Raw genomic sequence first — 26,552 nt, 5'->3', positions numbered from 1 at the left:
TCCACCGTCCAACACCTACTCCGTGGTGATTCACGCACCCCGGTTGTAAATTCGGCGGATGCCCCTCGCTCCCGATGCCGTCGCGCCGCGGCTGCTGCGTGCCTTTCTCGCCGTCGTCGACGAACTGCACTTCACCCGGGCCGCCGCCCGGCTCTACGTCGCCCAGCAGGCGCTCAGCCGGGATGTGCGGCGGCTGGAACGGGAGCTGGGGGCGGAGTTGTTCGTGCGGACCACCCGGCAGGTGGTGCTGACGCCGGACGGGGAGCGGCTGGTGCCCTACGCGCGACGGGTGCTGGAGGCGCAGGACGCGCTCGTGGGGGCGTTCCGGCAGGCCCGGCCCTTGCTGGTGGACCTGAACTCGCCGGGTCTCGCCACGGGCGTACGGGTGCTGCGGCGGGCCCGTGAGCTGGTGCCCGACGTGGAGCTGCTGGCGCGGTACGAGAGCGGGCTGACCCATGCCGCCGCCGAGATCCTCGCGGGGCGCCTCGACGTGTCGTTCGGGAGGTTCGCGGGGCTGGACCCGGCGGTGCGGGCACGGCTGGAACAGCAGCCCGTGCGGTACGAGCCGATGGCGGTCATCCTGCCCGAGGACCACCGGCTGGCCGCGCTGGACGCCGTACCGCTCGCGGAGCTGAGGGGCGAGACCGTGTACGCGGGCGCCGGGAATCCCCGGACGCCGGAGTGGACGGAGCTGGCGCGGGAGTTGTTCGCGGGGCGGGGGATCGAGGTCGCGCCGGCGGTGCCGCTCGTGGTGGGGGAGGAGGAGTTCGCGCGGGTCATGGGCAAGACGCGGACCCCCGTGCTGGCGGTGGTGGACTTCCCGCCCATGCCGCGCAGTGTGCTGCGGCCGCTGGTCGATCCCGTGCCGCTGTCACCGGTGTCGCTGGTGTGGCGGAAGGGGTTCACGCACCCGGGACTCGACGCCCTGCGGCGGGCCGCCATGGAACGGGCGAGCGCGGAAGTATGGCTTTCATATCCGGAGGACGGGTGGATTCCGGCTACAGATGCACTCATCATGATGAGTTTCACCTGATAGCACACATGTCACATCTCTCCCACCCCATACATTCGGGCCCCCGGGTGCGTGTGATGGGCGGGGCGCCCCGGATCGGGTGGGGGCCCGGTCCGGTACAGGAAAGTGCGAGAGTCCGGCATCGAACACGCATCCGCAACCCGTGGGGGGAAGCGCGTGCACGTGGAGAAGTGGCCGAAAGGCACCCAGCCGGAGCGGTCCGACGGCGAAGGCCGTGAGGAACACCGTGGTGACGTCGGAGGCGGTCCCGGTACCGACCCGTTCGTCCGGGCCGGCGCCGACGCCGCGGACGAGGTGGTGTGGCCCGAGGCCGCCGGCAGAACAGGGTCCGTGCCCCGGTCGTCGACCGCCCTCGCCGGTGTGCCCCGGCAACCCGACGCCGCCGGGCGCGAGGCCGACCGGCCCGGCGCCGTGGCGTCCCCCTGGGAGCAGCCCGACCAGCCCGGCCGCAACCACGACCCGCACGAGGTGACCGTCCAGCTGGACGGCGTCGGACGGGAACTGGACGGGCCGGGCCGGCACGCCGGCAAGGACCCGGACAAGGCGTCCGGGGGCCAGCCCGACGGGCCGGTCTTCGTCGACGAGACGGGGCGCCGGCGCAACCGGTACCGCAAGCTCGGCATCGCGGTCGGCACGGTCTGCGCCGCCTACGCCGTGGTCATCGTCGGCACGCTGATGTCGGGCAACTCCGACGCGCCCTGGCTGCCGATGCCCATGCAGAAGGACGAGGCCCCCGCGGACAAGGTGGACACCTCGCCGCAGCCGGACGCGTCGGCCGACGTCGCCGACACCGCGGACGGTGTCGTACCGCCGCCGAGCGCGGGATCGGTCTCCCCCGGGACGACACCCGCGCCGGGGCGCGGCGGCGCGCGCGCCGGCGCCCGGGACGACGGGAAGAAGGAGGCACCGGAGCCCTCCGCGAGCGCCGGGCCCACGTCGGGCGCGAGCGCCGGCCCGCGGCCGAAGCCGAGCACCGGCGTGAAGGAGCCCGAGCCCTCGGTCTCCGCGTCCCAGCCGCCGGGCGGCGGCTCCAGCCCCGCGCCCACCCCGTCGCCCACGCCCTCCGAGTCCAGCGGCCCCGCTCCCGGCCCGGGATCCGGCACGGACACCGTCGCCGACGGTCCGCCGACCCCGGCACCGGTCGAGCCCGGCCCCGCGGCGCCGGAGAACCCGCAGGACCCGCAGACCCCGGAGAACCCCGCATAATGACCCGCCCCAGGCGCGGCGGCCCGCTCTCGCGTGCCGCCGCCAAGCGCCGTACCCGCACACCCCGTTCACCCGAGGCCGCCGACGGCACGGCCCGCCCACCGAAGGGCGCGCCGAGGCGCCGGACCGTGCGGCTGCCGCTCCGTCACATCCTGCCGTGCCTGTTCCTCGTCGCCCTGATGGCGATGCTGATGCTGCGCGGCTACGTGCACAGCGAGATCCTCGCCGACCACCGGGTCCGGCCGCCCGTGTCGAACGACCGGGTGCCGCAGCGGATCCTCGACGGCGGGCCGGTGATCGACACCCGCTCGGGCCGTGTCGCCAGCCTCGACGTACCCGACCGCGAACTGGTCCTCACGTTCGACGACGGCCCCGACCCCGTGTGGACGCCCAAGGTCCTCGACGTGCTGAGGAAGCACGACGCGCACGCCGTCTTCTTCATCACCGGCACCATGGCCTCGCGCTACCCGGACCTGGTGCGGCGCATGGTCGACGAGGGCCACGAGATCGGGCTGCACACCTTCAACCACCCCGACCTGTCACTCCAGTCCAAGGGCCGCATCGACTGGGAGCTGTCCCAGAACCAGATGGCGCTCGCGGGCGCCGCGGGCATCCGGACCTCGCTGTTCCGGCCGCCGTACTCGTCGTTCTCGGGCCGTATGGACAACCGGTCCTGGCCGGTGACGCAGTACATCGGCAGCCGCGGCTACATCACCGTCGTCAGCGACACCGACAGCGAGGACTGGAGCAGGCCCGGCGTCGACGAGATCATCCGCCGGGCCACACCGAAGCGCGGCGAGGGCGCGGTCGTGCTGATGCACGACTCGGGCGGCGACCGCTCGCAGACCGTCGCCGCGCTCGACCGGTTCATCCTGCAACTGCGCGGCCAGGGCTACGCGTTCCACACCCTCACCGGGGCGCTCGACGCGCCGAGCGCGCACACCGAGGTCACCGGGGTCGGCCTGTGGAAGGGCAAGGCGTGGGTGGCGCTCGTCCAGGCGTCCGAGCGGATCACGGGCATCCTCGTCGTGGCCCTCTCGGTCGTCGGCGTCCTCGTCCTCACCCGCTTCGGCCTGATGCTGGTCCTGTCGGTGTGCCACGCCCGCAAGGTCCGCCGCCGGGACTTCCGCTGGGGACCCGACGGCCCCGTCACCGAACCGGTGTCCGTCCTCGTTCCCGCGTACAACGAGGCCAAGTGCATCGAGAAGACCGTCCGTTCGCTGGTCGCCAGTGACCACCCCATCGAGGTCCTCGTCATCGACGACGGGTCCAGCGACGGCACCGCCCGGATCGTCGAGGAGCTGAGCCGGGACCTGCCGGACGTCCGGGTCGTACGGCAGCTCAACGCGGGCAAGCCCGCCGCCCTCAACCGGGGCATCGCCAACGCCCGGCACGACCTGATCGTGATGATGGACGGCGACACGGTCTTCGAACCGTCCACCGTCCGCGAACTGGTCCAGCCGTTCGCCGACCCGCGCGTCGGCGCCGTCGCCGGCAACGCGAAGGTCGGCAACCGCGACACCCTCATCGGCGCCTGGCAGCACATCGAGTACGTGATGGGCTTCAACCTCGACCGCCGGATGTACGACGTCCTGCGCTGCATGCCCACCATCCCGGGCGCGGTCGGCGCCTTCCGCCGCGAGGCGCTCGAACGGGTCGGCGGCATGAGCGAGGACACGCTCGCCGAGGACACCGACATCACCATGGCCATGCACCGCGACGGCTGGCACGTCGTCTACGCGGAGAAGGCCCGCGCCTGGACCGAGGCCCCCGAATCCGTGCAGCAGCTGTGGTCGCAGCGCTACCGCTGGTGCTACGGCACCATGCAGGCGATCTGGAAGCACCGCAAGGCGCTCTTCGAGCGGGGCCCCTCGGGCCGCTTCGGACGGGTGGGCCTGCCGCTGGTGTCGCTGTTCATGGTGGTCGCGCCCCTGCTGGCCCCGCTCATCGACGTGTTCCTCCTGTACGGGCTGGTGTTCGGCCCCACGGAGAAGACGATCGGCGCGTGGTTCGGCGTCCTGGCCGTCCAGGCGGTGTGCTCGGCGTACGCCTTCCACCTCGACAAGGAACGCATGACCCATCTGATCTCCCTGCCGCTGCAACAACTCCTCTACCGCCAGTTGATGTACGTCGTCCTGCTCCAGTCGTGGATCACCGCCCTGACCGGCGGCCGGCTGCGCTGGCAGAAGCTGCGGCGCACGGGCGCGGTGGGACTGCCGGGTGACCCCGGCGGAACCGGCGGGACGGGCGCGCCCGGTGCCGGGACGAAGCCGCGCGAGGGGAGCCCGGTCGGATGAGCACCCTGACGCAGACCTCGACGGAAGAGATCCCCAAGGCGCCGTCCGCGCCCGTCCGCGACCGCTACTTCGACTTCCTGCGGGCCCTCGCCATCTTCCGCGTGGTCCTCTACCACCTCACCGGCTGGGCCTGGCTGCCGCTCGTCTTCCCCTCCATGGGCGTGATGTTCGCGCTGGCCGGCAACCTCATGGCCCGCTCGCTGAAGCGCCCCGCCGTCCAGGTGGTCAAGGGCCGCCTCCGCCGGTTGCTGCCGCCCATCTGGCTGCTGGGCGTGATCGGCGTGACCGGGATGGTGGCCCAGGGCTGGGGGCCCGACGCGGACGGGCACCCCGCGTGGTGGTGGTTCCACCTCACGTTCTGGATCCTCCCGATCAGCGATCCGCCGTACGCCGAGGGACTGCCCGGCGTGCACGGCTTCATCGGCGCCGACTGGGCCGTGGAACTCGCCGGGCCCCTCTGGTACGTCCGCGCCTACCTCTGGTACGTCGTCCTGTCCCCGGTGCTGCTGCGGGCGTTGCGCGCGGTGCCCGTGGTGACGCTCCTCTCCCCGGTCGTCCTGTCGGCCGCGTTCGAACTGGGCTGTCTGTCGCTGCCCGGCGAGCGGTTCGCGTCGGGGCTGACGGACTTCAGCACGTTCGGCGCCTGCTGGATCCTCGGCATGGCCCACCAGGAGGGCATCCTGAGGCGCCTGCCGCGGTACTTCGTCCCGTCCGTCGCCCCGGCCGTGGCCCTGACAGGCCTCTGGTACGCCCTGCACCACGACTTCGGCAACGGCAACGACCTGGACGCCACGCCGTTCGCCCAGGCGCTGTGGTCCCTCGGCACGGTGGCGCTGCTGCTCCACATCAGCCCCTCGTGGCCCGAGTGGCCGCGCCGGCTGCGCCGCTGGGACGGGGTGATCACCTTCCTCAACTCCCGCGCGGTGACGATCTATCTGTGGCACAACACGTGCATCCTCGTCGCCGCGACGCAGTGGGACCGGCTGTGGTCCGTCGTGGTCCTCGAACAGAACGTCCCCTGGCTGCTGGAGAGCGTCTGGCCCGTGCTGGTGTTCACCTGGGTGCTGATCGTCGGCTGCGTCGTCGCCTTCGGCTGGGCGGAGGACCTGGCGGCCCGGCGCCGACCGAGGCTGTGGCCGAACGCCGGGCGGGGCGGCCGGAGCGCGCGCAAACACTGAACGGCCCCCGGGGCGGCCGTGGTGTCGCCGCCCCGCCCCTGCCCCCCGGCCGCCGTCGGGCCATGTACTGACCCCGTAACCAACCGGTATACGCACTTGCGTACGACTGAGTCGGTGTTGGATGTTGGGCTCGCTTGAGGCAGGCGTTCCTTGCCTCGCCGAAGCGACCCGAGGAGTGACACCCGCCGATGACTCAGCCTCCCGGCCAGCCGCCGTACGACGGTTACGGGGCCCAGCAGCCGCAGCAGCCGCCGTACCCGGGGCCGTACGGGCCCCCGCCGGGGGCGGCCGGTCAGGCTCCCGGTCAGCCCGGCCCCCCGCCCCACCCCTACGGCACGCAGCAGCCGTACGGCGCCGGACAGCCGCCCTACGGCGCGCCGGGCATGCCGGGCGCGCCCGGAGCACCCGGCGGGCCTGGTGTGCCCGGCGTGCCCGACTACGGTCACCAGTACGGCGGTTACCCGCCGCCTCCGCCGCCCTCCGGGGGCAACGGTGGCAAGATCGCGCTCATCGTGGTCGCTGCGGTGGCGGCCCTCGCGGTCATCGGCGGCGGCATCTTCCTGCTCACCTCCGACGACGGCGACGACACCGCGGCCAAGCCCCGGCAGAGCGTGTCGGCGCGGGCCGACGAGTCCAGGACGCCGACCTCCGAGCCGACCGAGGAGTACTCCCCGACCCCCGAGGACACCGACGCCGGCGGGGACGCGTCCACGCCGCCCGGCAAGGGTGTCGAGGGCCAGTGGCAGGACGACGAGGCGCGGACCCTGACGATCGGTGAGGAGCAGTCCTCGGGCGACCTCCAGGGCCAGCACCCGCTGTCGTACATCGACATGATCGGCGGCAAGGGCATCCTGACCGGCGTCGGCAAGTACCGCGACGAGAACAACTTCCGCATGGCGCTGCGGCCGATGGCCTCACAGGACGTCGACGACAAGGACATCACCTTCGCCACGGTCCGCCGCTCCGGCGACGACGTCGTCATCACCTGGGAGGACGGCGGCGGCACGGACCGCCTGAGCTATGTGGGCAAGGCGTCGGGCTGACGCGGGGTCGGGCGACGGTGGGCGGGGTGCTACGGCCGGAGGAGGTTCTACGGCTGGAGGTCGTGGCGGTACCAGGTGCCTGACTTGCCGTCGAGATCGGCCGGGTTGGCGGGGCCGACGGGGACGAACCCGGCCTTGGTGAGGACCTTCCGGGACGCGGCGTTCTCGTGGGAGGCGGCCGCGCGCAGTTCGCGCAGACCGTGCGCCGCCGTCGCCGTCCGGCACAGTTCCCGGACGGCCGCGGTCGCCACACCGCGCCCGGCGACCTGCTCCGCGACCCGGTAGCCGAGTCTGGCGGTGCCGTCCTCCAGGTCGTACAGATTGAACCTGCCGAGCACCGAGCCGTCCCCGTCGACGAGCACGTAGAAGGCGCAGACGCCGGCCTCCTGCTCGGCCAGCAAGGCGTTGTACCTGTCGGTGAACTGGTCGAAGAAGTCGTCACCGCGGTCGGGGATCGAGGCGGCGAAGTAGGCGCGGTTCGCCAGCTCGAAGGCCAGAACCGCCGGTGCGTGGCCGGCCTGCAGCCGCTTCAGCTCGGGCATGGCCCGACCTTATCCACATCGTGTGCGGAGCCCACACGGGTTTTCGTCGACGGTACGGGTGAGGTCGCGTGGGGGCCTGCGGGGGCCGGTCGACGTGCGCGCGGCGGCCCGTCGGGTCATGGTGGGGGCAGAGGCCAAGGATTCCCCGCCGTCACCCACCTCGGGAGGACAACGTGGAGGAGTACGACCTGACCGAGGCCCAGAAGAGGGCCTTCGAGGACAACCAGGCCGAGTTCCGCAAGTTCGACGACCAGCTGGACGGGGTTCGGGAGGCTGCCCGGGCGCGCCTCGCGGACAGCGGGTGGGAACCCGGCCCCGACACCGGCGACAGCCTTCGGTGTCTGTCGTGCCCGTGCCCCGGCTTCCAGCCCGGCGGCCCCCAGGGGAAGTGCAAGCGGCCAAGCTGCCGGCACTTCCTGATCGATCACGACCTGCCCCGGTGAACGCGGGCAATCGCTGGTACGGAGGGTGGCCATGAAGACGAAGCCTGCCTGTGGACCCGAGCGCGACCCCGAGTTCTTCGCCGAGATCGACAAGGTCTTCGCCCGGCATCCCGAAGCAGCCCGCAGGTACGCGGTGCGCTGTCTGAGGCGCGAACTCGACGTACTGAAGATCGACTTCAGTAAGCAGGTCGGGCTGTCGCGGGTCGAGGACGGCCGCATCATCACCGAGTTCCACGACCGGGAGGACGACGAGGTGCGTTCCTCCCACCATGCCTGCTGTGAGTGGCACGAGGGCCACTGCTACGAGCAGTGCCTGGAGTAGTAGGTCGACTCTCCCGATCCAAGGCTCCTTTTAGCGAACCCGGCTGTCATGTGTGCCGCAGACGACAGCCTGCGGCACACCGTACCCCCCTTGCGAACAGTGTACGCGTGCACGTACGCTGTTCTCAACGACGCACGCCGTACGTCCACGGTGGGCCGGTACGAGGGGACGGAAGGTTCGTGATGGAGCAGACGGAGCACTCGGCACGCCAACTCCCCGCGTCCGAGCGGCCGTTCACCGAGCCCACCCGGCCGTTCTCCTCGTTCGCGCGGTTCGTGGCGTGCGGCGGCGTAGTCGGTGTCCTGTCCAGCGGGGCCGTCGCGATGCTGGCCGCGCTGCTGCCGTGGGCCGTGGCGAACGCGGTCGTGACGGTCGTGTCGACCGTCCTGGCCACCGAGCTGCACGCCCGCTTCACCTTCGGTGCCGGGCGCCGCGCCGGACGGCGGGAGCACCTCCAGTCGGCCGGTTCGGCGGCCGCCGCGTACGGCGTGACCTGCGCGGCCATGGCCGTCCTGCACCTGGTGCACGGCGCCCCCGGTGTCCTCGTCGAACAGGCGGTCTACCTGGGCGCGAGCGCGCTGGCCGGGGTCGGGCGGTTCGTGGTGCTCCGCGTCGTCGTCTTCGCGGCGGGGAAGCCGGCCGGGGTCACGAACCCCCCGCTCACCGCCGCGTCCCGCGCGGTCACGGTGCCCCGGCCCGCCGCCTCGCGGGTGTCCCACGCCTGGCACGAGTGGATCGACGACGTACCCCTCGCCCACCGCAAGTGGCTCCAGGCCGACGCCTGGTCGCCCTGCCCGGCGGGTTGAGGGGCGGCCCGGGGAGCCGGGAGCGCGGTCCGGGCGCCGGGACAGGACGGGAGCCCGTCCCGGTGGAGCTGGGCGGGGCGGGCTCCCGGTGTCGCCGGGCCCGTGCGGTGCGGCGCGTGCCGCCGGTGGTGACGACGCTGCCGGTCAGACGGTGACCAGCGGGGTCCGGTCGTCGGCGTACTGCGTGAGGGGGGTGCCGCCCGCGAGGGGGATGGCGGCCAGGTACTCGGGCGGGAGGGCGAAGGCGTCGACGAGGGTGGTCATGTGGGGGGCCAGGTCGGCGAGCACGGTCTCGATGGTCCTGGGCAGGCTGCGAACCTGATCGGCCGTCATGAGCCCCTCCGCGAGAAGGTCGCCGGTGTGCTCACCGATCTGCTTGAGGAGGAACAGACGGCACAGGCTGTGCAGCAGGAAGCGCGCCGTCGGCTGGGTCGCCTGCGCGGCCGTGGCGAGGAAGGCGTCCGCCGCCTGGAGGCGGGCGTGGGCCGAGACCACCTCCAGGGCGGCGGTCGACGCCTCGTTCCAGCGGCCCACCGGATCCCCGGCGGGGCTCTCGCGCAGGGCGGTGCGGGCGCGGGCCTGCCAGATGGACTCGGCCTCGGCGAGCAGACCCCGCAGGAACGCCAGGTCGGCGAGTTCCCGGCCGGGGGCGACCGGGCCGAGGTGGCCGCGTTCGACCGTGTCGTGCCCGAAGAGCATCTCGCCACCCGCCTTCAGCCAGACGACAAGGTTGTCGCCCTCCGCGGTGATCGCGCTCTCCAGGTCCTGCTGGAGCTCCGACAGGCCGTTGACCCGGAACAGCCCCTGCGCGCCGCAGCGTTCCCGGCACTCGAGCGTGATGTCCCGTGCCTCCCAGGTGATCCAGCCCTTGGCGATGGCCACCAGGCGCTCCACCTCGGCCCGGTCCGCCGAGGTGTGCCCGGCCCACCGGGTCACCACGTGGCGGTGCAGGAACGTCATCGCGTACCCGGTGGCGAGGGCGTGCAACAGCCGTCCGTGGTGGCTGCGGTGCGCGGCGAGCGGCAGCCGCTGCCCGGACTTCGGCCCGCTGATGTGCCGCCGGTGGGCATGGCGTACGGCGATGGCGAGCGCCGTGCGGGACACCCCGATCGCGGCCGCGCTCATGCACAGTTTGCCGGTGGTCACCCGGCCGATGGAGCGCAGGAACCTCTTGCGCCGGCTGCCCACACTGCTGGTCACCGTGCCCTCGGGGGAGAGCTGGCCGTGCTCGGCCTCCAGCAGTGCCTCACGAGGCAGCCACACACGGTCGAAGGAGGTGAGGCAGTGGTCGACCGAACTGCCGAGCTTCGGCGGCAGCGCGCGGACCGTGATGCCGGGCAGGTGCCCCACCTCGTCGCTGAGCGGCACCAGGAAGAGGAAGACCCCCTTGTCCTCGTCCTCGACCATCAGCCGTGCGGCCACCAGGGCGCTCTTCGGGCCCCCGACCAGGCTGGTGTTGGGCATGAACTTCTGGGCCCCCGGGTGCGGGGTGTCGAGGACGAAACCGCCGGTGGCCGGGTCCAGTGTCGCGGTGGTCTCCATGGCGGCCGCGTCGTTGCCGTGGTCCAGCTCCGTGCAGAGGAACGTGCCCGTGCGGTTCATCGACACGTACTCCGACAGATCGTGCCGGTAGCCGTCGTGGTCGACGAAGCTGCCCAGGAACAGGTTGTAGTGGATGCCCGACAGTGTGCCGAGGGCACCGTCGACGAACCCGGTCCACTCATGCAGGCTGGCGAGCAACCGAGGGTCGGAGGCCAGGGCCTCCGGGTTGTCGACCGCGTCGTTGACCAGGCGCAGCCGGTCGTACGACAGCGCCGTGCGCTCGTCCGGTGAGAGCCCCGGCCGGTAGGCGAACGCCTCGCCGCTGACGAGGGTGCGCCAGGTGTCGTGGACGCGGGCCCTGTCCTGTTGGTCGAAGAGCAGGTGGGTCAGTTCCTCGGCGGCGGTCCCTCCGCCGTCGCGGCCCGCCGGCGGCGGGTTCGAAGCAACGTGGTCGGTTTTCTGCGCGTCTGTCTTGGCAGAGGCAGACGTGTCGAGCGTGAGCAAGGTCATGGTCACGACCTCTTCCCCCTGATTAGAGCCCAGAGTTGGGATCACAGGCTTCAGAAGATACGAACCAACCGGTTTTTATTCAAGACATCTTTTGCCGGTTCCTGCACTCCTTGACGTGATCTTGACGCCGGACGGCCTTGGGCGGTCGGGGGGTAAGCGGTATCCCTCGGATGCTGAGATCCACGCCTCTGGCCTGCGAAGATGGCTGTGAACGCGAGAGGTCGATGGTGAGGGAGGGGGCCCGGTGAGGAGGGTTGCAAAACAGGACGCCCGGTCTTATTCTCGGTCCCGCCGGTCGGTTTTGAGGCTTCGCGGCCCTGGAGGTCGGCCGAACCGCAGGACCTTCGGGTCGTTCGGGTACTACAGAGCGTTACCCTCTGATATCATACGTACCTGACGGTATTTTTCGCTGGCGGGGGGCGTACGGAGGTGTGTGGTGGCGCGGCAGGAACGAGCGATCCGGACGCGGGAGAAGATTGTCGTCGCGGCCGCCGCGGTGTTCGACGAAGTCGGATACGAGGCGGCGACCATCTCCCAGATCCTCAAGAAGGCAGAAGTCACGAAGGGCGCGCTGTACTTCCACTTCGCCTCGAAGGAGGAGCTCGCGCAGGAGGTCCTGGCCAAGCAGGTCAGTGCCGTGCCCGCCGTCCAGGAGCAGGACCTGCGACTCCAGTCGGCGATCGACGAGGCGCTGCTGCTGGCGTATCTGCTCAGCACCGGTGACCCGCTGGTGCGCGGCAGTGTCCGGCTCACGGTGGAGCAGGGGGCGCTGGACGGCCTCGACCGCCAGCTGCCCATGCGGGCCTGGGTGGAGCGCTCGGAAGCGGTGTTCGCCCGGGCCAAGGCCGACGGCGAACTGCTGCCCGACACGGACGTGGCCTCCCTCGCGAGGGTGTTCGTCGGCTGCTTCACCGGAGTCCAGGTGCTGTCGCACATCCTGACGCAGCACCAGGACATGGTGGAGCGGGTGTCCGACCTGTACCGGCACCTGATGGCCTCCATCGCGGTCCCCGGCGTCCTCGTACGCCTGGACTTCTCGCCCGCGAGGGCGGAACACGTGTGGAACACCGCGCGGGCCCGGGCCCGCGCGGGAGAGGAAGTCGCGCTCGGCTGAGCGCGCACGATTCACGGCGTGCCACGGGGCGCCGTTCAGCCGGACGCGGGAACTGCCCAGTGCGAAACCGACCGACCGAACGGAGAGCACCGTCTGATGGAAACGATCGCCTGCCCCTACGCCCTGGACCCCGCGGCGCGCGACCTGGCCGGTGAGACCGCCGCGCTGCGGGAACGGGGATCGGTCGCCCGGGTGAGCCTGCCGGGCGGAGTGCCGGCCTGGGCCGTCAACCGCCATCGGTACGTCAAGCAGCTGCTCGCCGATCCACGTGTCTCCCGGGACCCCCGGCAGCACTGGCCCGCCTTCCGCGACGGGCTGATCACCGAGGAATGGCCCCTCTACCCGTGGGTGTCCGCGACGACCATGCTCTTCTCCTACGGAGCCGAGCACACCCGGCTGCGCCGACTGATCGCCGGCGCGTTCACCGCCCGGCGGACCGAGCTGCTCAGACCGTGGGTCCGGGAGATCTCCGCCGGACTCACCGACGACCTGGCCGCCCTGCCCGCCGGGCAGGAGACCGATCTGCTCACCTCGTACGCGGCCCTGCTGCCCATGCGGGTGATCTGTGAACTCTTCGGCGTCCCCGACGAGTCCCGGCTGCCGCTGGCCACCGCCATCAGCACCTCGGTCAGCGCCTCGGCCACACCGCGGGAGATCAACGCCGCCCGCATACGCATCGGCGAGATGCTGGCCGAACTCGTCGCCGCCAAGCGGGCCCGGCCCGGCGACGACCTCACCTCCGCGCTGATCGCCGCACGGGACGACGACGACCAGCTCAGCGAGAAGGAACTGGTCGACAGCCTCTACCTCATGATCGCCGCCGGCCAGGAGACCACGACCGGCGTGATCTGCAACGCCGCTGCCGCGCTGCTCGACCACCCCGAGCAGCTCGCCCACGTCCGGTCCGGCCGCGCGAGCTGGACCGACGCCGTCGACGAGACCGTCCGCGCGCACAACCCCGCCGCCTACATCCCGTTGCGGTTCGCCGTCGACGACATCACGCTCGACGACGGCGTCACCATCGAGCGGGGCGACGCGATCATCGTCAACTTCGCCGCGCCCGGCCTCGACCCCGAGCGCTACGGGGACGACGCCGCGGCCTTCGACCTGCTGCGCGCCGACCGTGACTCCCTCGCCTTCGGGCACGGCGTCCACCGCTGCCTCGGCATGCCCCTCGGGCGGATGGAGGCGGCCATCGCCCTGGAGGCGCTCTTCGGCAGGTTCCCCGAGATGCGGCTCGCCCGGCCTGTGGCGGACCTCCGCCCCATGCCGACCTTCCTCTTCAACGGGTACGCCTCCCTGCCGGTGGTACTCCGTCCCGAGTGATCCGGTGCCCCGAGAGGGGCGTCGACGCGCGGAGCCGGCGATGCGCCCCGCGGCCGAATCCGGCCGCGGGGCGCTGCCGTGTGCGGTCGTCCGGCGTGCCGGCGTGTGCGGTCGTCCGGCGTGCCGGCGTGTGCGGTCGTCCGGTGTGCCGGCGTGTGGCTTTCCGGCGCTTCCTGGGGAGGGGTGACGAATCCGGTGCCGTTCCGGGTTCCGTATACATACCGTCATGGGTAGTGCACCTACAGTCGGCTTCTTTCAGGGGGCATATAGAAACCGCTGCGGCGGTTTGATAATCTCTTTACGCGCGGGAATGGGCGGCAGGCCCAGCGGGGGGCATCCCGGGCACAGGTCCGCACTGGTCCCCTGCCTAGTAACGGAGCGCCCCCATGGCCAAACAGGAGCGCGCGGTGCGCACACGTAACGCGCTCATCGAGTCCGCCGCCGAGCTGTTCGACCGGGAAGGCTTCGAAACGGCCTCCCTGTCCATGATCAGCGCCAGGGCCGGCGTCAGCAGCGGGGCGCTGCACTTCCACTTCGCCAGCAAAGCGGACCTCGCCGACGCGGTCGGTCAGGCGGCGGCCCTGCGGCTGAACCGGATCACCACCCAGGACGCCGGCGACACGTTGCAGTCCCTCATCGACGCCACCTACGCCCTCGTACGGGCGCTCGGCCATGACGCCGTCCTGCGCGCCGGGTTCGACCTCGGTGAAGGGTCCGGCCGGGTGCGGTCCGGCGCCGGGCTGCGCCGGGCCTGGCAGGAATGGGTGGAGGAAGTGCTGGCCAAGGCCGATATGGAGGGCGCCCTCGCCCGCGGGGTGTCCGCGGAGGACGCGGCCGCCGTGGTCGTCGCCGCGACCGCCGGGCTCGAATCCCTCGGCCGGCACGATCCCCGCTGGCTCACGCCCGAGGCGCTGTCCCGCTTCTGGCGGCTGCTGCTTCCTCGCGTGGCGTGCACGGCGACCCTGCGGAGGCTTCGGGCGACCGGAACGGGGGGAGGGGGGCGGGGCGCCTAGTGGGTCGGGGGTGCGGGTTCGTCGGCGGGTGCGGGTGGGTGGGGGCTGGTCGCGCCGTTCCCCGCGCCCCTGAAGGGAACGGGCCTGCGGCCCGCCCTTCATCGGAAAAGCGCGGGGCCGCAGGCCCCCGCTTTTCCAGGGGCGCGGGGAACTGCGCGAGAAACCACGACGAACCCACAGTCGCCGACGAACCCGCACCCCCGACCCACTAGGCACCCGGCCCGGTGGACGCAGGCCCGCCACTCCGCGCCCAGGTCCAGCTCCGTCCGGCACGCCTCGTCGCCGCTCAGCCGTGCGCCCGCCCGGGCCACCACGTCCTGGCGGAGCCGCTCCGCGAGGGCGGGCGAGGCGTCGGTGAGGCGTTGCAGGGGGTCGACGCCGGGCCGCCGGGTCGCGGTGCGGGCCGCCCGCCGCAGGTTCTCCGCGGCCACCGCCTGAACGGTCGCGGCCACGGCCGCCTTGTTCTCGAAGTGGAAGTGCAGCGCCCCGGGGCTCACGCCCGCGCCGGCGCTGATCTCCGCGAGCTTCGCCTGGACGTACCCGTACCGCTCGAAGACCTCCGCGGTCGAGCGTACGAGCGAGTGGCGGGTGTGCAGGGCGCGTTCCTGTTTCAGCACGGTGGGCTCCTCCCGGTGGCTCGCTGACTGGCCATCTGTAAAACCAACCGTGCGGTTCTTCTCCACTCCGTCCTATCGGTCCGATTCGGGCAACGTGGGCGCCGGGGGTGGGGCGTGGCCCGGCGGAAGCGTGCATTCAGTCATGGCGGGGGAGGTGTCGCGTTGAGGATGTTGCAAACCAGCGCGGCGGTATGTTTCTATCGATGGGAAGCGTGGGGCTCCGGGGTGAACGCCCTGGAGAAGTGCCCGTTTTCCCGCTGAAACAGACTCCCGCAGCCGTGCCCACATCCCCCGGGGTGCGGCTGCGGGCCTTTTTCATGCCTGTTTGTCAGCTTCTGGTCCGGCCGTGCGGTGCGAAGGTCGTGGCGAAACCGGCCAACGAGGGGGGCGAAAAAATCCGCGCGCCTGGTATGTTTCTGGGGACGGTTGAGAGGGCCACGGGGGAAAGCAGAGCTGTGGCCCGCCCGTACGGGGAGGAGCGAACACGTCATGAACGTCTCAGGCGCTCACGTCGAAACCACTGATCGCCGGGAAGGGTCCCGGCCGGGCCTGCGCCTGGCCGTCGCGGCGGGCGCCGAGGCGCCGCGGCCCGGTACCGCCACCGCCGGTGACCGCGGCGGACCGGCCGGGGACCGGGGCCGGGCGCGGCGGCGGGGCGTCGTGGACATCGACTCGCTCCGCGCGTCCGACTCCCCCCGGCTCGGCGGCGAGAACCGCGACCATGTGCGGAGCCTCGCCGAGCAGGAGGAACCGCTGCCGCCGATCCTGGTCCACCACCCGACGATGCGGGTCATCGACGGGATGCACCGGCTCGCGGCGGCCCGGCTGCGCGGTGCCACGACCATCGAGGTCGAGTACTTCGACGGCGGCGAGGACGAGGTCTTCGCGCTGTCCGTCGAGCTGAACATCACGCACGGCCTGCCCCTGTCCCAGGCCGACCGCGCGGCGGCAGCCGAGCGCATCCTCACGACCCACCCGTACTGGTCCGACCGCCGCATCGCCTCCAACGCGGGCCTCGCGCCGAGCACGGTCGCGGCGATCCGGCGCCGTTCAACGAGCCGAACCGACCAGTTGAACGCGCCCCGCGTCGGCCGGGACGGCCGGGTACGGCCCTTGCAGGCGACCGAGGGTCGGCTGCGGGCCAGCCAGGTCATCGCCGCGAACCCCACGGCGTCGCTCCGCGAGATCGCCGAGCGCGCCGGGATCGCCACGGCCACGGCGAAGGACGTACGGGACCGGATCCGCCGCGGGCAGGACCCGGTGCCGCAGGCGTCGCCCGCCAAGCGGGTCGTGCCGCGGGACGAGCCGGGGCGCGGGGCCGGCGGGGTCGGCGGGACCACCGGCGGCGGTCGCGGAACGGCGCATCTGTCGGCGGCGGCGATCGGGCTGATCCTGCCGAACATCTGCAAGGACCCGTCGCTGCGGACCGAGGCGGGGCGGATGCTGCTGCAGATGCTCAGCGTCCACTCGATCGGCGACGAGGCGAAGTGGCAGCGGCTGGCGCGGAGTGTGCCGGGGCATCGGGCGCCGGTGCTGGCGCAGGCGGCCCGGCGGTGTGCCGACCACTGGCTGCGGCTGGCCAATGAGTTGGAGATGCGGCGGGGTTGATTTTTCGCACGGCCGCAGCGGGGTGTTCTCGCGGTGGCGCGTGCGGGTTTTCCGCGGCTGGTCGCGCAGTTCCCCGCGCCCCTCAGGACCGGCTGCGGGTGGCGTGTCAGGACCGGCTGCGGGTGGCGTGTCAGGACCGTCTGCGGGCGGCGTGGAATTCCAGGCGCGCTCCTTTTCGGGCGAGCCCTTTTGAAGAGCACCTTCTTATGGAGGAAACCCCATGACTGATCATCCCGATCTTCTCGTCGAGACCCCTTGGATCTGGCGGGCCCGGCGGCCCCGGGCCCGGACGCGGCTCATCTGTTTTCCGCATGCCGGGGCCGGGGCCGGGGCGTACGGGGAGTGGGCGCGGTCGCTGCCGGCGGAGGTGGAGCTGGCGGCCGTGCAGCTGCCGGGGCGGCAGAACCGGATCGCCGAGGACCCGGTGACGGAGGTGGCGCCGCTGGTGAAGGTGCTCACGCAGGCGCTGCGGCCCTACCTCGACGGGGACTTCGCCTTCTTCGGGCACTCCGGCGGCGCGGCGCTCGCGTACGAGGTGGCCAAGGCGCTGCGGGAGAAGGGCGGGCCCCGGCCCAGCCGGCTGTTCCTGTCCGCGCAGCCCGCGCCCGGCACCGTCGGCCGCGTCCCCGTGATGCACACCCTCTCCGACGAGGAACTCGGCGCCGAGGTCGTCCGACTGGGCGGCATCGAGCCCGAGATCGCCGAGGACGAGGAGGTCATGGAGGGCCTGCTGCCCACGCTGCGCGCCGACTTCACCCTCTGGGAGCGGCACCGGGTCGAGCCGGGGGAGCCGCTGGACACCCCGATCACCGTGCTCAGCGGTGACGCCGACCCCCGGGCGCCCAAGGACACCCTCTACGGCTGGGCCGCCCACACCACCGGCGCCTTCCACACGCGGTTCTACCCGGGCGGTCACTTCTACTTCCTCCACGACCCGACCGAGCTGGTCGCCCACCTCGGCCAGGTCCTCACCGGCCGGACCCCCACCGGCCAGTCCCACGGCAGCCAGTCCCACGGCAGTCAGTCCCACGGCAGTCAGTCCCACGCCGGTTCCTCCCGGCCGGCACCCGAACTCGCGGGGAGCGCGCGATGACCCACACACCCGACCTCACCCCGGGCCTCGACTCCGCCGTCGCCGCCCGTCTCGCCGGCGCGACCCGGGCCGTACCGGGCGTGCGCGACGCCGCCGTGGTCGTACGGCAGGGGGCACGGACCGTCGACGGCGGAGGGGAGGCGGAGGGCACGTCTCAGACGGAGCTGACGCCGCCGACCTCACCGGCTCCGCCTACCTCACCGGCTCCGCAGGCGTCACCCGCATCACAGGCATCACCGGCACCGCAGGCGTCGCGGACTTCGCCCGCGTCGCTCCCCGACCGGCCCTCCTCCGAGACCTTCGGCGGTGAGCTGCGGGTTCCCGACGGGGCGCCCACCACCCTTCAGGAGGGGCTGCGTCAGGCCGCCGCACTCGCGCCCGAGCAGGGGACCCTGTATCTGCGCAAGGGCAGCGAGCCCGATCTCCAGACGTACGCCGACCTGCTGGCCGAGGCCGAGCGGGTGCTCGCCGGGCTGCGGGCGGCGGGGCTCGCCCCCGGCGACGCGGCGCTCTTCCAGTTCGGGGACCACCGGGCGTACATGACCGCCTTCTGGGCCTGTGTGCTCGGCGGGTTCGTACCGACGCCGGTGGCCGTGGCGACGACGTACGAGAGCCACAACGAGACCACCCGCAAGCTGCACAACGCCTGGCAGCTGCTCGACCGGCCCGTGATCCTCACGGACGAGGCCACCGCCCCGGCGCTCGGCGCGCTGCGCACCCTGTGGGGCGAGCCGGACCCGCGGATCCTCCGGGTCGGTGAACTGCTGGGCCACGAGCGGGACTTCGAGTGGTACGCGACCACCCCGGACTCCCCGGTGATCAACCTGCTCACCTCGGGCAGCACCGGCGTCCCCAAGTGCGTGCAGCACACGAACGCCTCCGTCGCCGCGCGGGAATGGGCGGTGATCCAGGCCCGCGGCTACACCAGTGAGGACGTCAGCCTCATCTGGATGCCGCTCGACCACGTGACGATGGTCTACTACAACGTCCGCGACATGTTCCTGCGGTGCCGGCACGTCAACGGGCGCATCGACGACGTTCTCGGCGACCCGCTGCTCTGGCTGGACTGGATCGACCGGTACGGCGTCACCAACACCTGGGCGCCGAACTTCGCGTACAACCTGGTCAACGAGTGCGCCGACGAGATCGCCCGGCGGAGCTGGGACCTGTCGCGGATGCGGGAGTTCGTCAACGCGGGCGAGCCCGTGGTCGCCGCCACCAGCCACCGCTTCCTCGAACTCCTCGCCCCGCACGGGCTGCGCGCGGACGCGATGGTGCCGTGCTGGGGGATGTCCGAGACGTGCTCCGGCGTCACCTACACCCGGCAGAGCCGCGACGACCGGGACCTGGGGACGGTCGTCGTCTCGCAGGCGTCCCTCGACGGGGACCTCGTCTACCAGTCGGTCGACGGCAAGGGTGCCGACGCGGTCGCCTTCACCGAGGTCGGCGGGCCCATCCCCGGCGTCACCGTCCGCGTCGTCGACGACCAGGGGCGGACGCTGCCGCAGGACCGGGTCGGCGAACTCCAGATCCGCGGCGTGACGATGCTGCGGCACTACCACGGCAACGCCGAGGCCAACCGGGACGCCTTCACCGACGACGGCTGGTTCAGGACCGGGGACCTCGCCTTCGTGCGGGACGGGTCGCTCGTCATCGCGGGGCGGAAGAAGGACCAGATCATCGTGCGGGGCGCCAACTTCGTCGCGCACGAACTGGAGAGCGTCGTCGAACAGGTCGAGGGCGTGCGCGTCACGTTCTCCGCGGCGGCCGGGGTCCGCGAGCCCGGCGAGGGCTCCGACCGGCTGGTGATCTTCTTCGTGCCGGTGCGCTGGGACGCCGAGTCCCTCGCCCGCACCTTCCAGGAGGTACGGGCCGCGCTGGTCCGGGAGGCGGGGATCGCCCCCGACGTGGTCGTGCCGGTCACGGACGCCGAGTTCCCGAAGACCGCGAGCGGCAAGATCCAGCGGGCCGCGCTCGTCGCCGACCTGCGTGCCGGACGGTTCGCCGACCGCATCGCCGACGAGGAGGAGGACACCGAGGACTCGGGGACGTGGTTCTTCCGCCGGCAGTGGTCCCGGCTGCCCGTTGCGCAGGCCCCCGCCGACAGCGGCTCCTCCCGGCTGGTGTTCTCCGCCGACTGCGGTACGCGCGTGGTGTTCGCCGAGGACGAGCAGCTCGCCGCGCTCGGCCTGGACGACGAACCCGCCGTGGTCGTCGGCCGGGGCCGCTCCTTCGCCGAGGTCGATCTGGACCGCTACCGGGTCGCGCCCGGCGACCCCGAGGACCTGCGCCGGGTGCTCACCGACGTCACCGCGCACTACGGGCCCATCGACTCGGTGGTGTTCGCCTGGCCGCTCGACGGCAAGGACGACGAGCCCGCCGCCCGGGTCACCGCCGTCAGCACCCAGCTCACCGCCCTCATGGGCGTGCTCGACGAGTTCGGCGCCCCGCTGCTGCTCGTCCTCACCGAGGGCGCCGCCCACGTACGGCCCGGCGACCGCGTCGACCTCGGCGTGTGCGCCCTGCCGGGGCTGATCCGCACGGCCGCCGCCGAGAACCCGCTGATCACCGTGCGGCAGCTCGACCTGCCCGCCGACCGCGCCGAGTGGGCCCGTGCCGTACGCACCGAACTCGCCGACCCCACCCACACCGGGGTGGTCGCCGTCCGCGAGGGCCTGCGCTGGCAGCCGCGGCTGCGCCCCGTCGACGACGAGACCGAGGCCGAGGTCGCGCCGCCGCTGGTGCCGGGCGGGCTGTACCTGGTCACCGGCGGGCTCGGCGGGATCGCGAGCGACCTCGCCGGATATCTGCTGGCCGCGTACGGTGCCCGGCTGCTGCTGGTGGGCCGGTCGCCCGCCGAGGGCGCGAAGGCGGCCCGGCTGCGGGACCTCACCGACCTCGGCGAGGTCACCTACCGCCAGGCCGACATCACCGACCCCGAGCAGCTCGACGCCGCGGTGACCGCCGCCGAGCAGCGCTGGGGGCGCCCGCTCGACGGCGTCCTGCACCTGGCCGCCGCCGATGTCTCCGACCAGTGGCAGCACCTCGAACGGCACACGCTGGCCCGGGAGACCGAGGACGGGTTCCGCGCCCAGTACGCGGCGAAGGTCGCCGGCACGCTCGCCCTCGCCGACGTGCTGGAGAGCCGCCCGGGTGCCTCCCTGGTCCTCTTCGGGTCGGTGAACGGCGAGTTCGGCGGCCACTCCTTCGGCGCGTACTCCGCCGCCAACGCCTTCCTCGTCGGCTTCGCCGACCACTGGCACCACGAGCGCGGCCGGGACGTGCGCTGCCTCGCCTGGAGCATGTGGGACGACGTCGGCATGAGCCGGGGGCAGTCCACGGCGCCCGCGCGCCGGCGCGGCTTCCGGGCGATCGACCCCGAGCGGGGCCTGCGCTGCTTCCTCACCGCGACGGCGCTGCCGTACCACTACCAGCTCATCGGGCTCGACGCGCGGAACCCCGTCGTCGTGGGCGAGCTGGCGCCCGACGAACTGAGCGTGCGCGAGGTGCTCGTGGCGTACACGACGGACACGGAGGACGGCGCCGACCCGGCCGCCGTGCACGCCGCGCTCGCGCCCGCGCTCGCCGAACTGCCCGTGCCGGTGCGTCTCCTGGAGGTCAGCCGCATCCCCAGGGACGGCAGCGGGGCCGTCGACACGACGCAGCTGCTGCTCGACATGGCGCCGCGCCGGGCGGCCCTCGGCCGGCGGACGCACACCCCGCCGGAGGGGGAGCTGGAGCAGCGGATCGCCGCGATCTGGTCCGATGTGCTCGGGCAGAAGACCGTCGGCCGCGACGACTCCTTCTTCGACCTCGGCGGAAACTCCCTGCGCGCGACCCGCCTGCTGGCCCGCGTCGACACCGAACTCGCCGTCCGCCTCAGCACCCACGAGCTGTACGAGAACCCGACGGTCGAGGGCATGGCGGCGAAGGTGGCGGCGACCACGGCGGCGACCGAAGCGGTCGCGGTGACGACCGCGGCGGTCACGCCCACAGCGTCGGGAGCCGCACGATGACCCCGCGCGGCCCGGCGCCCTTACGGGGGGCGGCCTCACCGGCCGCCCCGGCGCGGGCGGTTCCGCCGGCGCCCTCGCGTCGATCGGCGGCCCCGGCCCCGTCCCCGGTGGCGGCCTCCCCGGTGCCCCCGGCACCGGCGGGCGCCCCGCCCACCCTCCTCCCCGCCCCCGACACCGGTCCGTCGCAGCTCGTCGTGCATCTGGCCGGGTGGGTGGATCCCGTGCGGATGCGGGGTGCCGTCAAGGGGGTGCTCGACCGGGGCGGGCGCAAGCCGTTCTGGCGGGAGCTGGACCTCGGGGTACTGACCGTCGGGGAGCGGACCGACGCGCTCGACGGGCTGCTCGCCGCGGACCGGGGGAGCGTCGGTTGTCCCGGCCCGCCGGAGCGGGCCGCCCTCGTCCGGCTGGCGTGGGAGCGGCATCTGCTGGTGCTCACCGCCCGGCAGCCGCACCTCGACGAGGCCGGCCTGCGCGCGCTGCTGCGGGACCTGCTGCGGTCGTACGCCGCCCCCGGCGCCGCGCGGAACCGGGCGGGCGCCCGGGGCGGTGAGCCTCCGGTCGAGGAGACCGGGGTCCCGCTGACCGCCTCGGACGCCGGCCGGCTCACCCTGCGGGCCCTGGGGCTCGGCGTCGACCTGGAGACCGTCGTACGCGGCGCCTGGACGGTGGTCCTCGCGGGCGCCGCCGGACGCCAGGAGGTCGTGCTCGGCGGCGCCGACCTGTGCACCCCGGGCCCCGGCGCCGCCGGGCGGGTGACCGTCACCGGCGTCCGCGCCGTCCACCACGGGCCGCCGCCGCTGACCCTCGTCATGCGCGCCGACCCCGGCCCGCTGGAGCTGCGGCTGCGCGGCCGGCGCGGGCTCTTCGGGACCGAGGCCGCGCGGGACACCGCCGACCGGCTCGCGGGCGTCCTCCGGCGGCTCGCGAACGATTCCCGGGCGGGCGTCTCGCACGCCGGTGAATTCACCGTCCAAGCGGCTCAATTGGTCGGTTGAACAACCTTGTTGGCCAATTAAGCGGCCGATTAGGGTCGTCGCAATCCCCCTTTGTTCCGTCTTTCTTCCGCGCAATTCGCGGACGTGTGTTCCGTATTCGCGCAATTCCCGGGGTCCGGGAAAATCCAGTGAGAGAAGAGGTGTGGAAATTGACCGGCCAACAGCGCTCCGCGGAGGTGGAGTCGGCCCGTCAGGCAGTCGGTGCCGAACGCGCCCTGGTTCTGGAGGAGTTCAACGACACCGGCCGTGAGCTGCCGGTCACCACACTCGTCGCCCCCATCGAGGAGCAGGTCCGGCGCACCCCGGACGCGACGGCCCTGGTCTTCGGCTCCGAGTCCCTGACGTACGCCGAGTTCAACGCCCGCGCCAACCGGCTCGCCCACCATCTGGCCGCCCTGGGCGTCACCCCGGGCACCCCGGTCGCGGTGGCCGTGCCGCGCTCCCTGGAGCTGCTGGTCACCCTGGTCGCCGTGGTGAAGGCGGGCGGCGCTTATCTGCCGCTGGACCCCGACTACCCGGCCGACCGGCTCGCCTACATGCTGGAGCACACGGGCCCGGCCTGCGTCGTCGCGGACACCGCCGGGCGGGTGCCGGTGCCGGAGGGCATCACCGTCGTCGCCCTCGACGACACCGCCCTCGACGGCCGGCCGGACACCGATCCCACGCCGGCCGTCACGCCCGCCCACCCGGCGTACATCATCTTCACCTCGGGCTCCACCGGCCGCCCCAAGGGCGTCGTCGTCCCGCACGGCGCGATCGACAACCGGCTGCGGTGGATGCAGGCGGAGTACCCGCTCTCCGCCGCCGACCGGGTCCTGCAGAAGACACCGTCCGGATTCGACGTGTCCGTGTGGGAGTTCTTCTGGGCGCTGCGGGAGGGCGCGGCGATCGTCGTCGCGGAACCCGGCGGCCACAAGGACCCCGTCTATCTGGCCCGGACCATCCGCGAACAGTCCGTCACCACCTGCCACTTCGTGCCGTCGATGCTCCAGGTGTTCCTCGCCGGGCTCGCCGGGCCCGAGGCGTCCGGCTGTACGGGGCTGCGCCAGGTGTTCTGCTCCGGCGAGGCCCTGCCCCGCGAGGCGGTACGGGAGTTCGGCCGGCTGCTGCCGGGCGTGGAGCTGCACAACCTGTACGGGCCGACCGAGGCCGCCGTCGACGTCACGTACCACCCCTGCGACACCGCCGCCGACGGCCCCGTACCGATCGGGAAGCCGGTGTGGAACACCCGGCTGTACGTCCTCGACGCCGAGCTGCGGCCCGTCGCGGTCGGCGAGCCCGGCGAGCTGTACCTCGCGGGCGTCCAGCTGGCGAGCGCCTACCTGGGCCGCCCCGAGATCACCGCCGACCGCTTCCTCGCCGACCCGTACGGGCCCGCCGGGACGCGCATGTACCGCACGGGCGACCTCGCCCGGTGGACCGCGGACGGCGAGGTCGAGTACCTCGGACGCACCGACCACCAGGTCAAGCTGCGCGGACTGCGTATCGAACTCGGCGAGATCGAGTCCGTGCTGCTCGCCCACCCCGCCGTACGGCAGGCCGCGGTCGTCGCCCACGAGGGGCGCCAACTGGTCGCCTACCTGGTCGCGGACGGCGGAGCGCCGGGCACCGGCGGCGTCACCGCCGACGAGCTGAGGGCCCTGGCCGCCGAGCGGCTGCCCGAGTTCATGGTCCCGGCGTCCTTCATGTTCCTCGGCACGCTCCCGCTGTCGCCCAACGGCAAGCTCGACCGCAAGGCGCTGCCCGAGCCGGTGTTCACCAGCGGGGAGTACCGGGAGCCCGAGGGCGAGCGGGAGCGGATCCTCGCCGCGGTCTACGCCGAGGTGCTGGGCCTCGACCGGGTCGGCGCCGACGACGACTTCCTCGCGATCGGCGGTGACTCGCTGCGCTCGGTCAAGGTGGTCGCCGAGGCCCGCGCCCGGGGCCTGGAGATCACCCAGCGGCAACTGCTCACCCACCGCACGGTGGCGCGGCTCGCCCCGCACGCCGGCACCCCCACCGAGACGTACGACGACGTGGCGGGCCCCCTGGTCCAGCTGAGCGACGAGGACCTGGCCGCCTTCCGCGAGCGCCACCCGAACCTGTCCGACGTGTGGCCCCTGACGCCGATGCAGTCCGGGATGCTGTTCGAGTCGATGCTCAGCGACAGCGGCTACGACGCGTACCGCATGCAGACGGTGTTCACCTTCTCCGGCCGGGTCGACCCCGCGCGGATGCGGGCGGCCGGGCAGGGCCTGCTCGACCGGCACCCCGCGCTGCGCGCCGCCTTCGCCCCGGACACCGACGGCGATCTGGTGCAGCTGGTGGTGGACGGTGTTCGGCTGCCCTGGCAGGAGCTGGACCTGAGGACCCTGGTGCCCGAGGAGCGGGAGGCGGCCTTCGAGCGGTTCCTCGCCGAGGACCAGGCCGTGCCCTTCGACCTCGCCGCCCCGCCCCTGGTGCGGATGACCCTGGTCCGGCTGGGCGCCGAACAGGCCGCGCTCGTCCTCACCCTGCACCACGCCCTGCTGGACGGCTGGTCCGAGCCGGTCCTCGCCCGGGACCTGCTCCGCCTGTACGCCTCGCACGGCCACCGGGACCTCCCGCCGGTGCGCGGCTTCCGCGACCACCTCGCGTGGCTGACCCGGCAGGACGAGCGGGAGGCTGCGGCGGCCTGGGCCGCCGAACTCGACGGCGTGGACCGCCCGACCCTGCTCGCCGGCACCGCCGTCACCCGCGACGAGGCGTCCGGCTCCGAGGTCGGCACGGCGGCCGTCCCCCTCGCCGACGAGGAGGCCGCGCGGCTGGTCCGGCGCGCCGGTGAGCTGGGCGTCACCCTCAACACCCTCGTCCAGGGCGCCTGGGCCGTCGTCCTCGGCCGGCTCACCGGACGTGACGACGTGCTGTTCGGGGCGACCGTCTCCGGCCGGCCGCCGGGGCTGCCCGGCGTCGAGTCGATGGTCGGGCTGTTCATCAACACCCTGCCCGTACGGGTGCGGTACACCCCCGAGGACGGTCTCGGCGCCCTGCTGACCGGACTCCAGCAACGGCAGACCGAGCTGCTCGACCACCACCACCAGTCCCTGAGCGGTCTGTACGAGGCCACCGGTCTCGGCGCCCTCTTCGACACGCTGCTCGTCTACCAGGCTTTCCCTGCCGACGAGTCCGCGCTCGCCGAGGCCGTTGCCGCCGCCCGCCTCACCCTCGACGGGACCCGCTCGCTGGGCGGCTCCAACTACCCGCTCACCCTGATCGCCGACACCGAGCCCCGGCTGCGGCTCACCTTCCAGTACCAGCGGGGGGTGCTCGACCAGGCCACCGCCGACCGGATCGCCGACGGCCTCCACACCGTGCTCCGCACCCTGGCCGCCGACCCGGCCCATCCGGTGGGCGCCCTGGACCTGGGCGAGCCGATCATCGCGACGGACACCGCGACGGACACCGCGACGGACACCGCGACGGACACCGCCACGGGCACCGCGACGGACACCGCCACGGGCACCGCGACGGACACCGACCGCACGGTGGACAGCGCGACGGCGGCCCCCGCCGACGCCGGCCCCCTCCCCCCGGCCCAGCAGGCCCTGCGGGCCCTGTTCGCGGACGTCCTCGGCAGTGAGCCCGAACGGATCGGCGTCCACGACAACTTCTTCAACCTGGGCGTGACCTCGCTGCTGGCGACGCGGATCAAGAGCCGCATCCGCAAGCAGCTCGGTGCCGAGGTGTCCATCAAGACGATCTTCTCCAGCCCCACCCTCGCCCAGCTCGCCGACCACATCACGGCCGCCCCCGCGGCCGCCGGATCCGCCGGATCCCCCGCGTCCAGCCCGAGCAGGCCCCGTCTGCGCAGAATGAACAAGGAGTAGTCC

The 26,552-nt window shown here is 72.9% G+C and carries 18 protein-coding genes and 1 pseudogene; 16 read left to right on the top strand and 3 right to left on the bottom strand.

Annotation, left to right across the window (positions count from 1 at the left end):
* Positions 1-58 precede the first annotated feature (58 nt).
* From ACZ4Z2_RS02750 to ACZ4Z2_RS02730, 5 genes are all read left to right on the top strand, one after another.
* Positions 59-1,033 carry a LysR family transcriptional regulator gene (locus tag ACZ4Z2_RS02750; protein ID WP_468071581.1) on the top strand — a complete coding sequence of 325 codons (975 nt, stop codon included), beginning with the start codon at positions 59-61 and terminating at the stop codon, positions 1,031-1,033.
* 162 nt (positions 1,034-1,195) lie between these two features.
* Positions 1,196-2,239, top strand: a complete 1,044-nt coding sequence (locus ACZ4Z2_RS02745) for a hypothetical protein (RefSeq protein ID WP_468071579.1) — start codon at positions 1,196-1,198, stop codon at positions 2,237-2,239.
* Entirely contained in the window at positions 2,239-4,536 is a 2,298-nt protein-coding gene (locus ACZ4Z2_RS02740; RefSeq protein ID WP_468071578.1) for a glycosyltransferase, read from the top strand. Before ACZ4Z2_RS02745 ends, ACZ4Z2_RS02740 begins: the two co-directional genes overlap by 1 nt.
* Positions 4,533-5,714: an acyltransferase family protein gene (locus ACZ4Z2_RS02735; protein WP_468071576.1), complete on the top strand. Its 1,182-nt coding sequence runs from the start codon at positions 4,533-4,535 to the stop codon at positions 5,712-5,714. Before ACZ4Z2_RS02740 ends, ACZ4Z2_RS02735 begins: the two co-directional genes overlap by 4 nt.
* 188 nt (positions 5,715-5,902) lie before the next feature.
* Positions 5,903-6,757 (top strand): hypothetical protein, encoded by an 855-nt coding sequence (locus ACZ4Z2_RS02730; protein ID WP_468071574.1) that lies wholly within the window; start codon positions 5,903-5,905, stop codon positions 6,755-6,757.
* A 47-nt stretch (positions 6,758-6,804) separates the two neighbouring features.
* Here ACZ4Z2_RS02730 and ACZ4Z2_RS02725 read toward each other — a convergent pair whose 3' ends face one another.
* A complete protein-coding gene (locus ACZ4Z2_RS02725) occupies positions 6,805-7,299 on the bottom strand; it encodes a GNAT family N-acetyltransferase (protein WP_468071572.1) in 495 nt (164 codons plus the stop codon).
* 173 nt (positions 7,300-7,472) lie between these two features.
* On the opposite strand from ACZ4Z2_RS02725, the gene ACZ4Z2_RS02720 reads away from it, so the two are divergent.
* The 3 genes from ACZ4Z2_RS02720 to ACZ4Z2_RS02710 all read left to right on the top strand — a co-directional run bounded on the left by ACZ4Z2_RS02720 (position 7,473) and on the right by ACZ4Z2_RS02710 (position 8,870).
* Complete coding sequence (locus tag ACZ4Z2_RS02720; protein ID WP_468071570.1) at positions 7,473-7,742, top strand: hypothetical protein; 270 nt, start codon at positions 7,473-7,475, stop codon at positions 7,740-7,742.
* Positions 7,743-7,773: 31 nt separating this feature from the next.
* A complete protein-coding gene (locus tag ACZ4Z2_RS02715) occupies positions 7,774-8,064 on the top strand; it encodes a hypothetical protein (RefSeq protein ID WP_468071568.1) in 291 nt (96 codons plus the stop codon).
* 182 nt (positions 8,065-8,246) lie between these two features.
* Positions 8,247-8,870, top strand: a complete 624-nt coding sequence (locus tag ACZ4Z2_RS02710) for a GtrA family protein (protein WP_468071694.1) — start codon at positions 8,247-8,249, stop codon at positions 8,868-8,870.
* A gap of 144 nt (positions 8,871-9,014) precedes the next feature.
* Here ACZ4Z2_RS02710 and ACZ4Z2_RS02705 read toward each other — a convergent pair whose 3' ends face one another.
* On the bottom strand, positions 9,015-10,922 hold the full coding sequence (locus tag ACZ4Z2_RS02705) for an acyl-CoA dehydrogenase family protein (protein WP_468071566.1): 1,908 nt from the start codon (positions 10,920-10,922) through the stop codon (positions 9,015-9,017).
* 436 nt (positions 10,923-11,358) lie between these two features.
* On the opposite strand from ACZ4Z2_RS02705, the gene ACZ4Z2_RS02700 reads away from it, so the two are divergent.
* From ACZ4Z2_RS02700 to ACZ4Z2_RS02690, 3 genes are all read left to right on the top strand, one after another.
* A complete protein-coding gene (locus tag ACZ4Z2_RS02700; protein ID WP_468071564.1) occupies positions 11,359-12,036 on the top strand; it encodes a ScbR family autoregulator-binding transcription factor in 678 nt (225 codons plus the stop codon).
* A gap of 96 nt (positions 12,037-12,132) precedes the next feature.
* On the top strand, positions 12,133-13,362 hold the full coding sequence (locus tag ACZ4Z2_RS02695; RefSeq protein ID WP_468071562.1) for a cytochrome P450 family protein: 1,230 nt from the start codon (positions 12,133-12,135) through the stop codon (positions 13,360-13,362).
* Positions 13,363-13,769: 407 nt separating this feature from the next.
* Entirely contained in the window at positions 13,770-14,375 is a 606-nt protein-coding gene (locus ACZ4Z2_RS02690) for a ScbR family autoregulator-binding transcription factor (protein ID WP_468071560.1), read from the top strand.
* A 98-nt stretch (positions 14,376-14,473) separates the two neighbouring features.
* Here the strand turns inward: ACZ4Z2_RS02690 and ACZ4Z2_RS02685 are convergent, their stop codons facing one another.
* Entirely contained in the window at positions 14,474-14,992 is a 519-nt protein-coding gene (locus ACZ4Z2_RS02685; RefSeq protein ID WP_468071558.1) for a TetR family transcriptional regulator, read from the bottom strand.
* Positions 14,993-15,481: 489 nt separating this feature from the next.
* Here ACZ4Z2_RS02685 and ACZ4Z2_RS02680 point away from each other — a divergent pair, with 489 nt between their 5' ends.
* The 5 genes and pseudogenes from ACZ4Z2_RS02680 to ACZ4Z2_RS02660 form a co-directional block, all read left to right on the top strand.
* The gene (locus tag ACZ4Z2_RS02680; RefSeq protein WP_468071556.1) at positions 15,482-16,600 is read left to right on the top strand and encodes a ParB/RepB/Spo0J family partition protein; all 1,119 of its coding nucleotides are present in this window, start codon (positions 15,482-15,484) and stop codon (positions 16,598-16,600) included.
* Positions 16,601-16,820: 220 nt separating this feature from the next.
* On the top strand, positions 16,821-17,693 hold the full coding sequence (locus tag ACZ4Z2_RS02675; RefSeq protein ID WP_468071554.1) for a thioesterase II family protein: 873 nt from the start codon (positions 16,821-16,823) through the stop codon (positions 17,691-17,693).
* Positions 17,690-21,709, top strand: coding sequence for an SDR family NAD(P)-dependent oxidoreductase (locus tag ACZ4Z2_RS02670; protein ID WP_468071552.1), 4,020 nt, complete (start codon positions 17,690-17,692; stop codon positions 21,707-21,709). Before ACZ4Z2_RS02675 ends, ACZ4Z2_RS02670 begins: the two co-directional genes overlap by 4 nt.
* Before the next feature lie 122 nt (positions 21,710-21,831).
* Complete coding sequence (locus ACZ4Z2_RS02665; protein ID WP_468071550.1) at positions 21,832-22,704, top strand: condensation domain-containing protein; 873 nt, start codon at positions 21,832-21,834, stop codon at positions 22,702-22,704.
* Between the two features lie 206 nt (positions 22,705-22,910).
* Positions 22,911-26,549, top strand: a pseudogene (locus ACZ4Z2_RS02660) (amino acid adenylation domain-containing protein); the annotation flags it as partial.
* Positions 26,550-26,552: the final 3 nt, after the last annotated feature.

It is taken from the genome of Streptomyces sp. NPDC030183 (assembly GCF_055573455.1).
The sequence above is the reverse complement of the archived record's forward strand: the minus strand, read 5'-3'. Positions and strand labels throughout refer to the sequence as shown.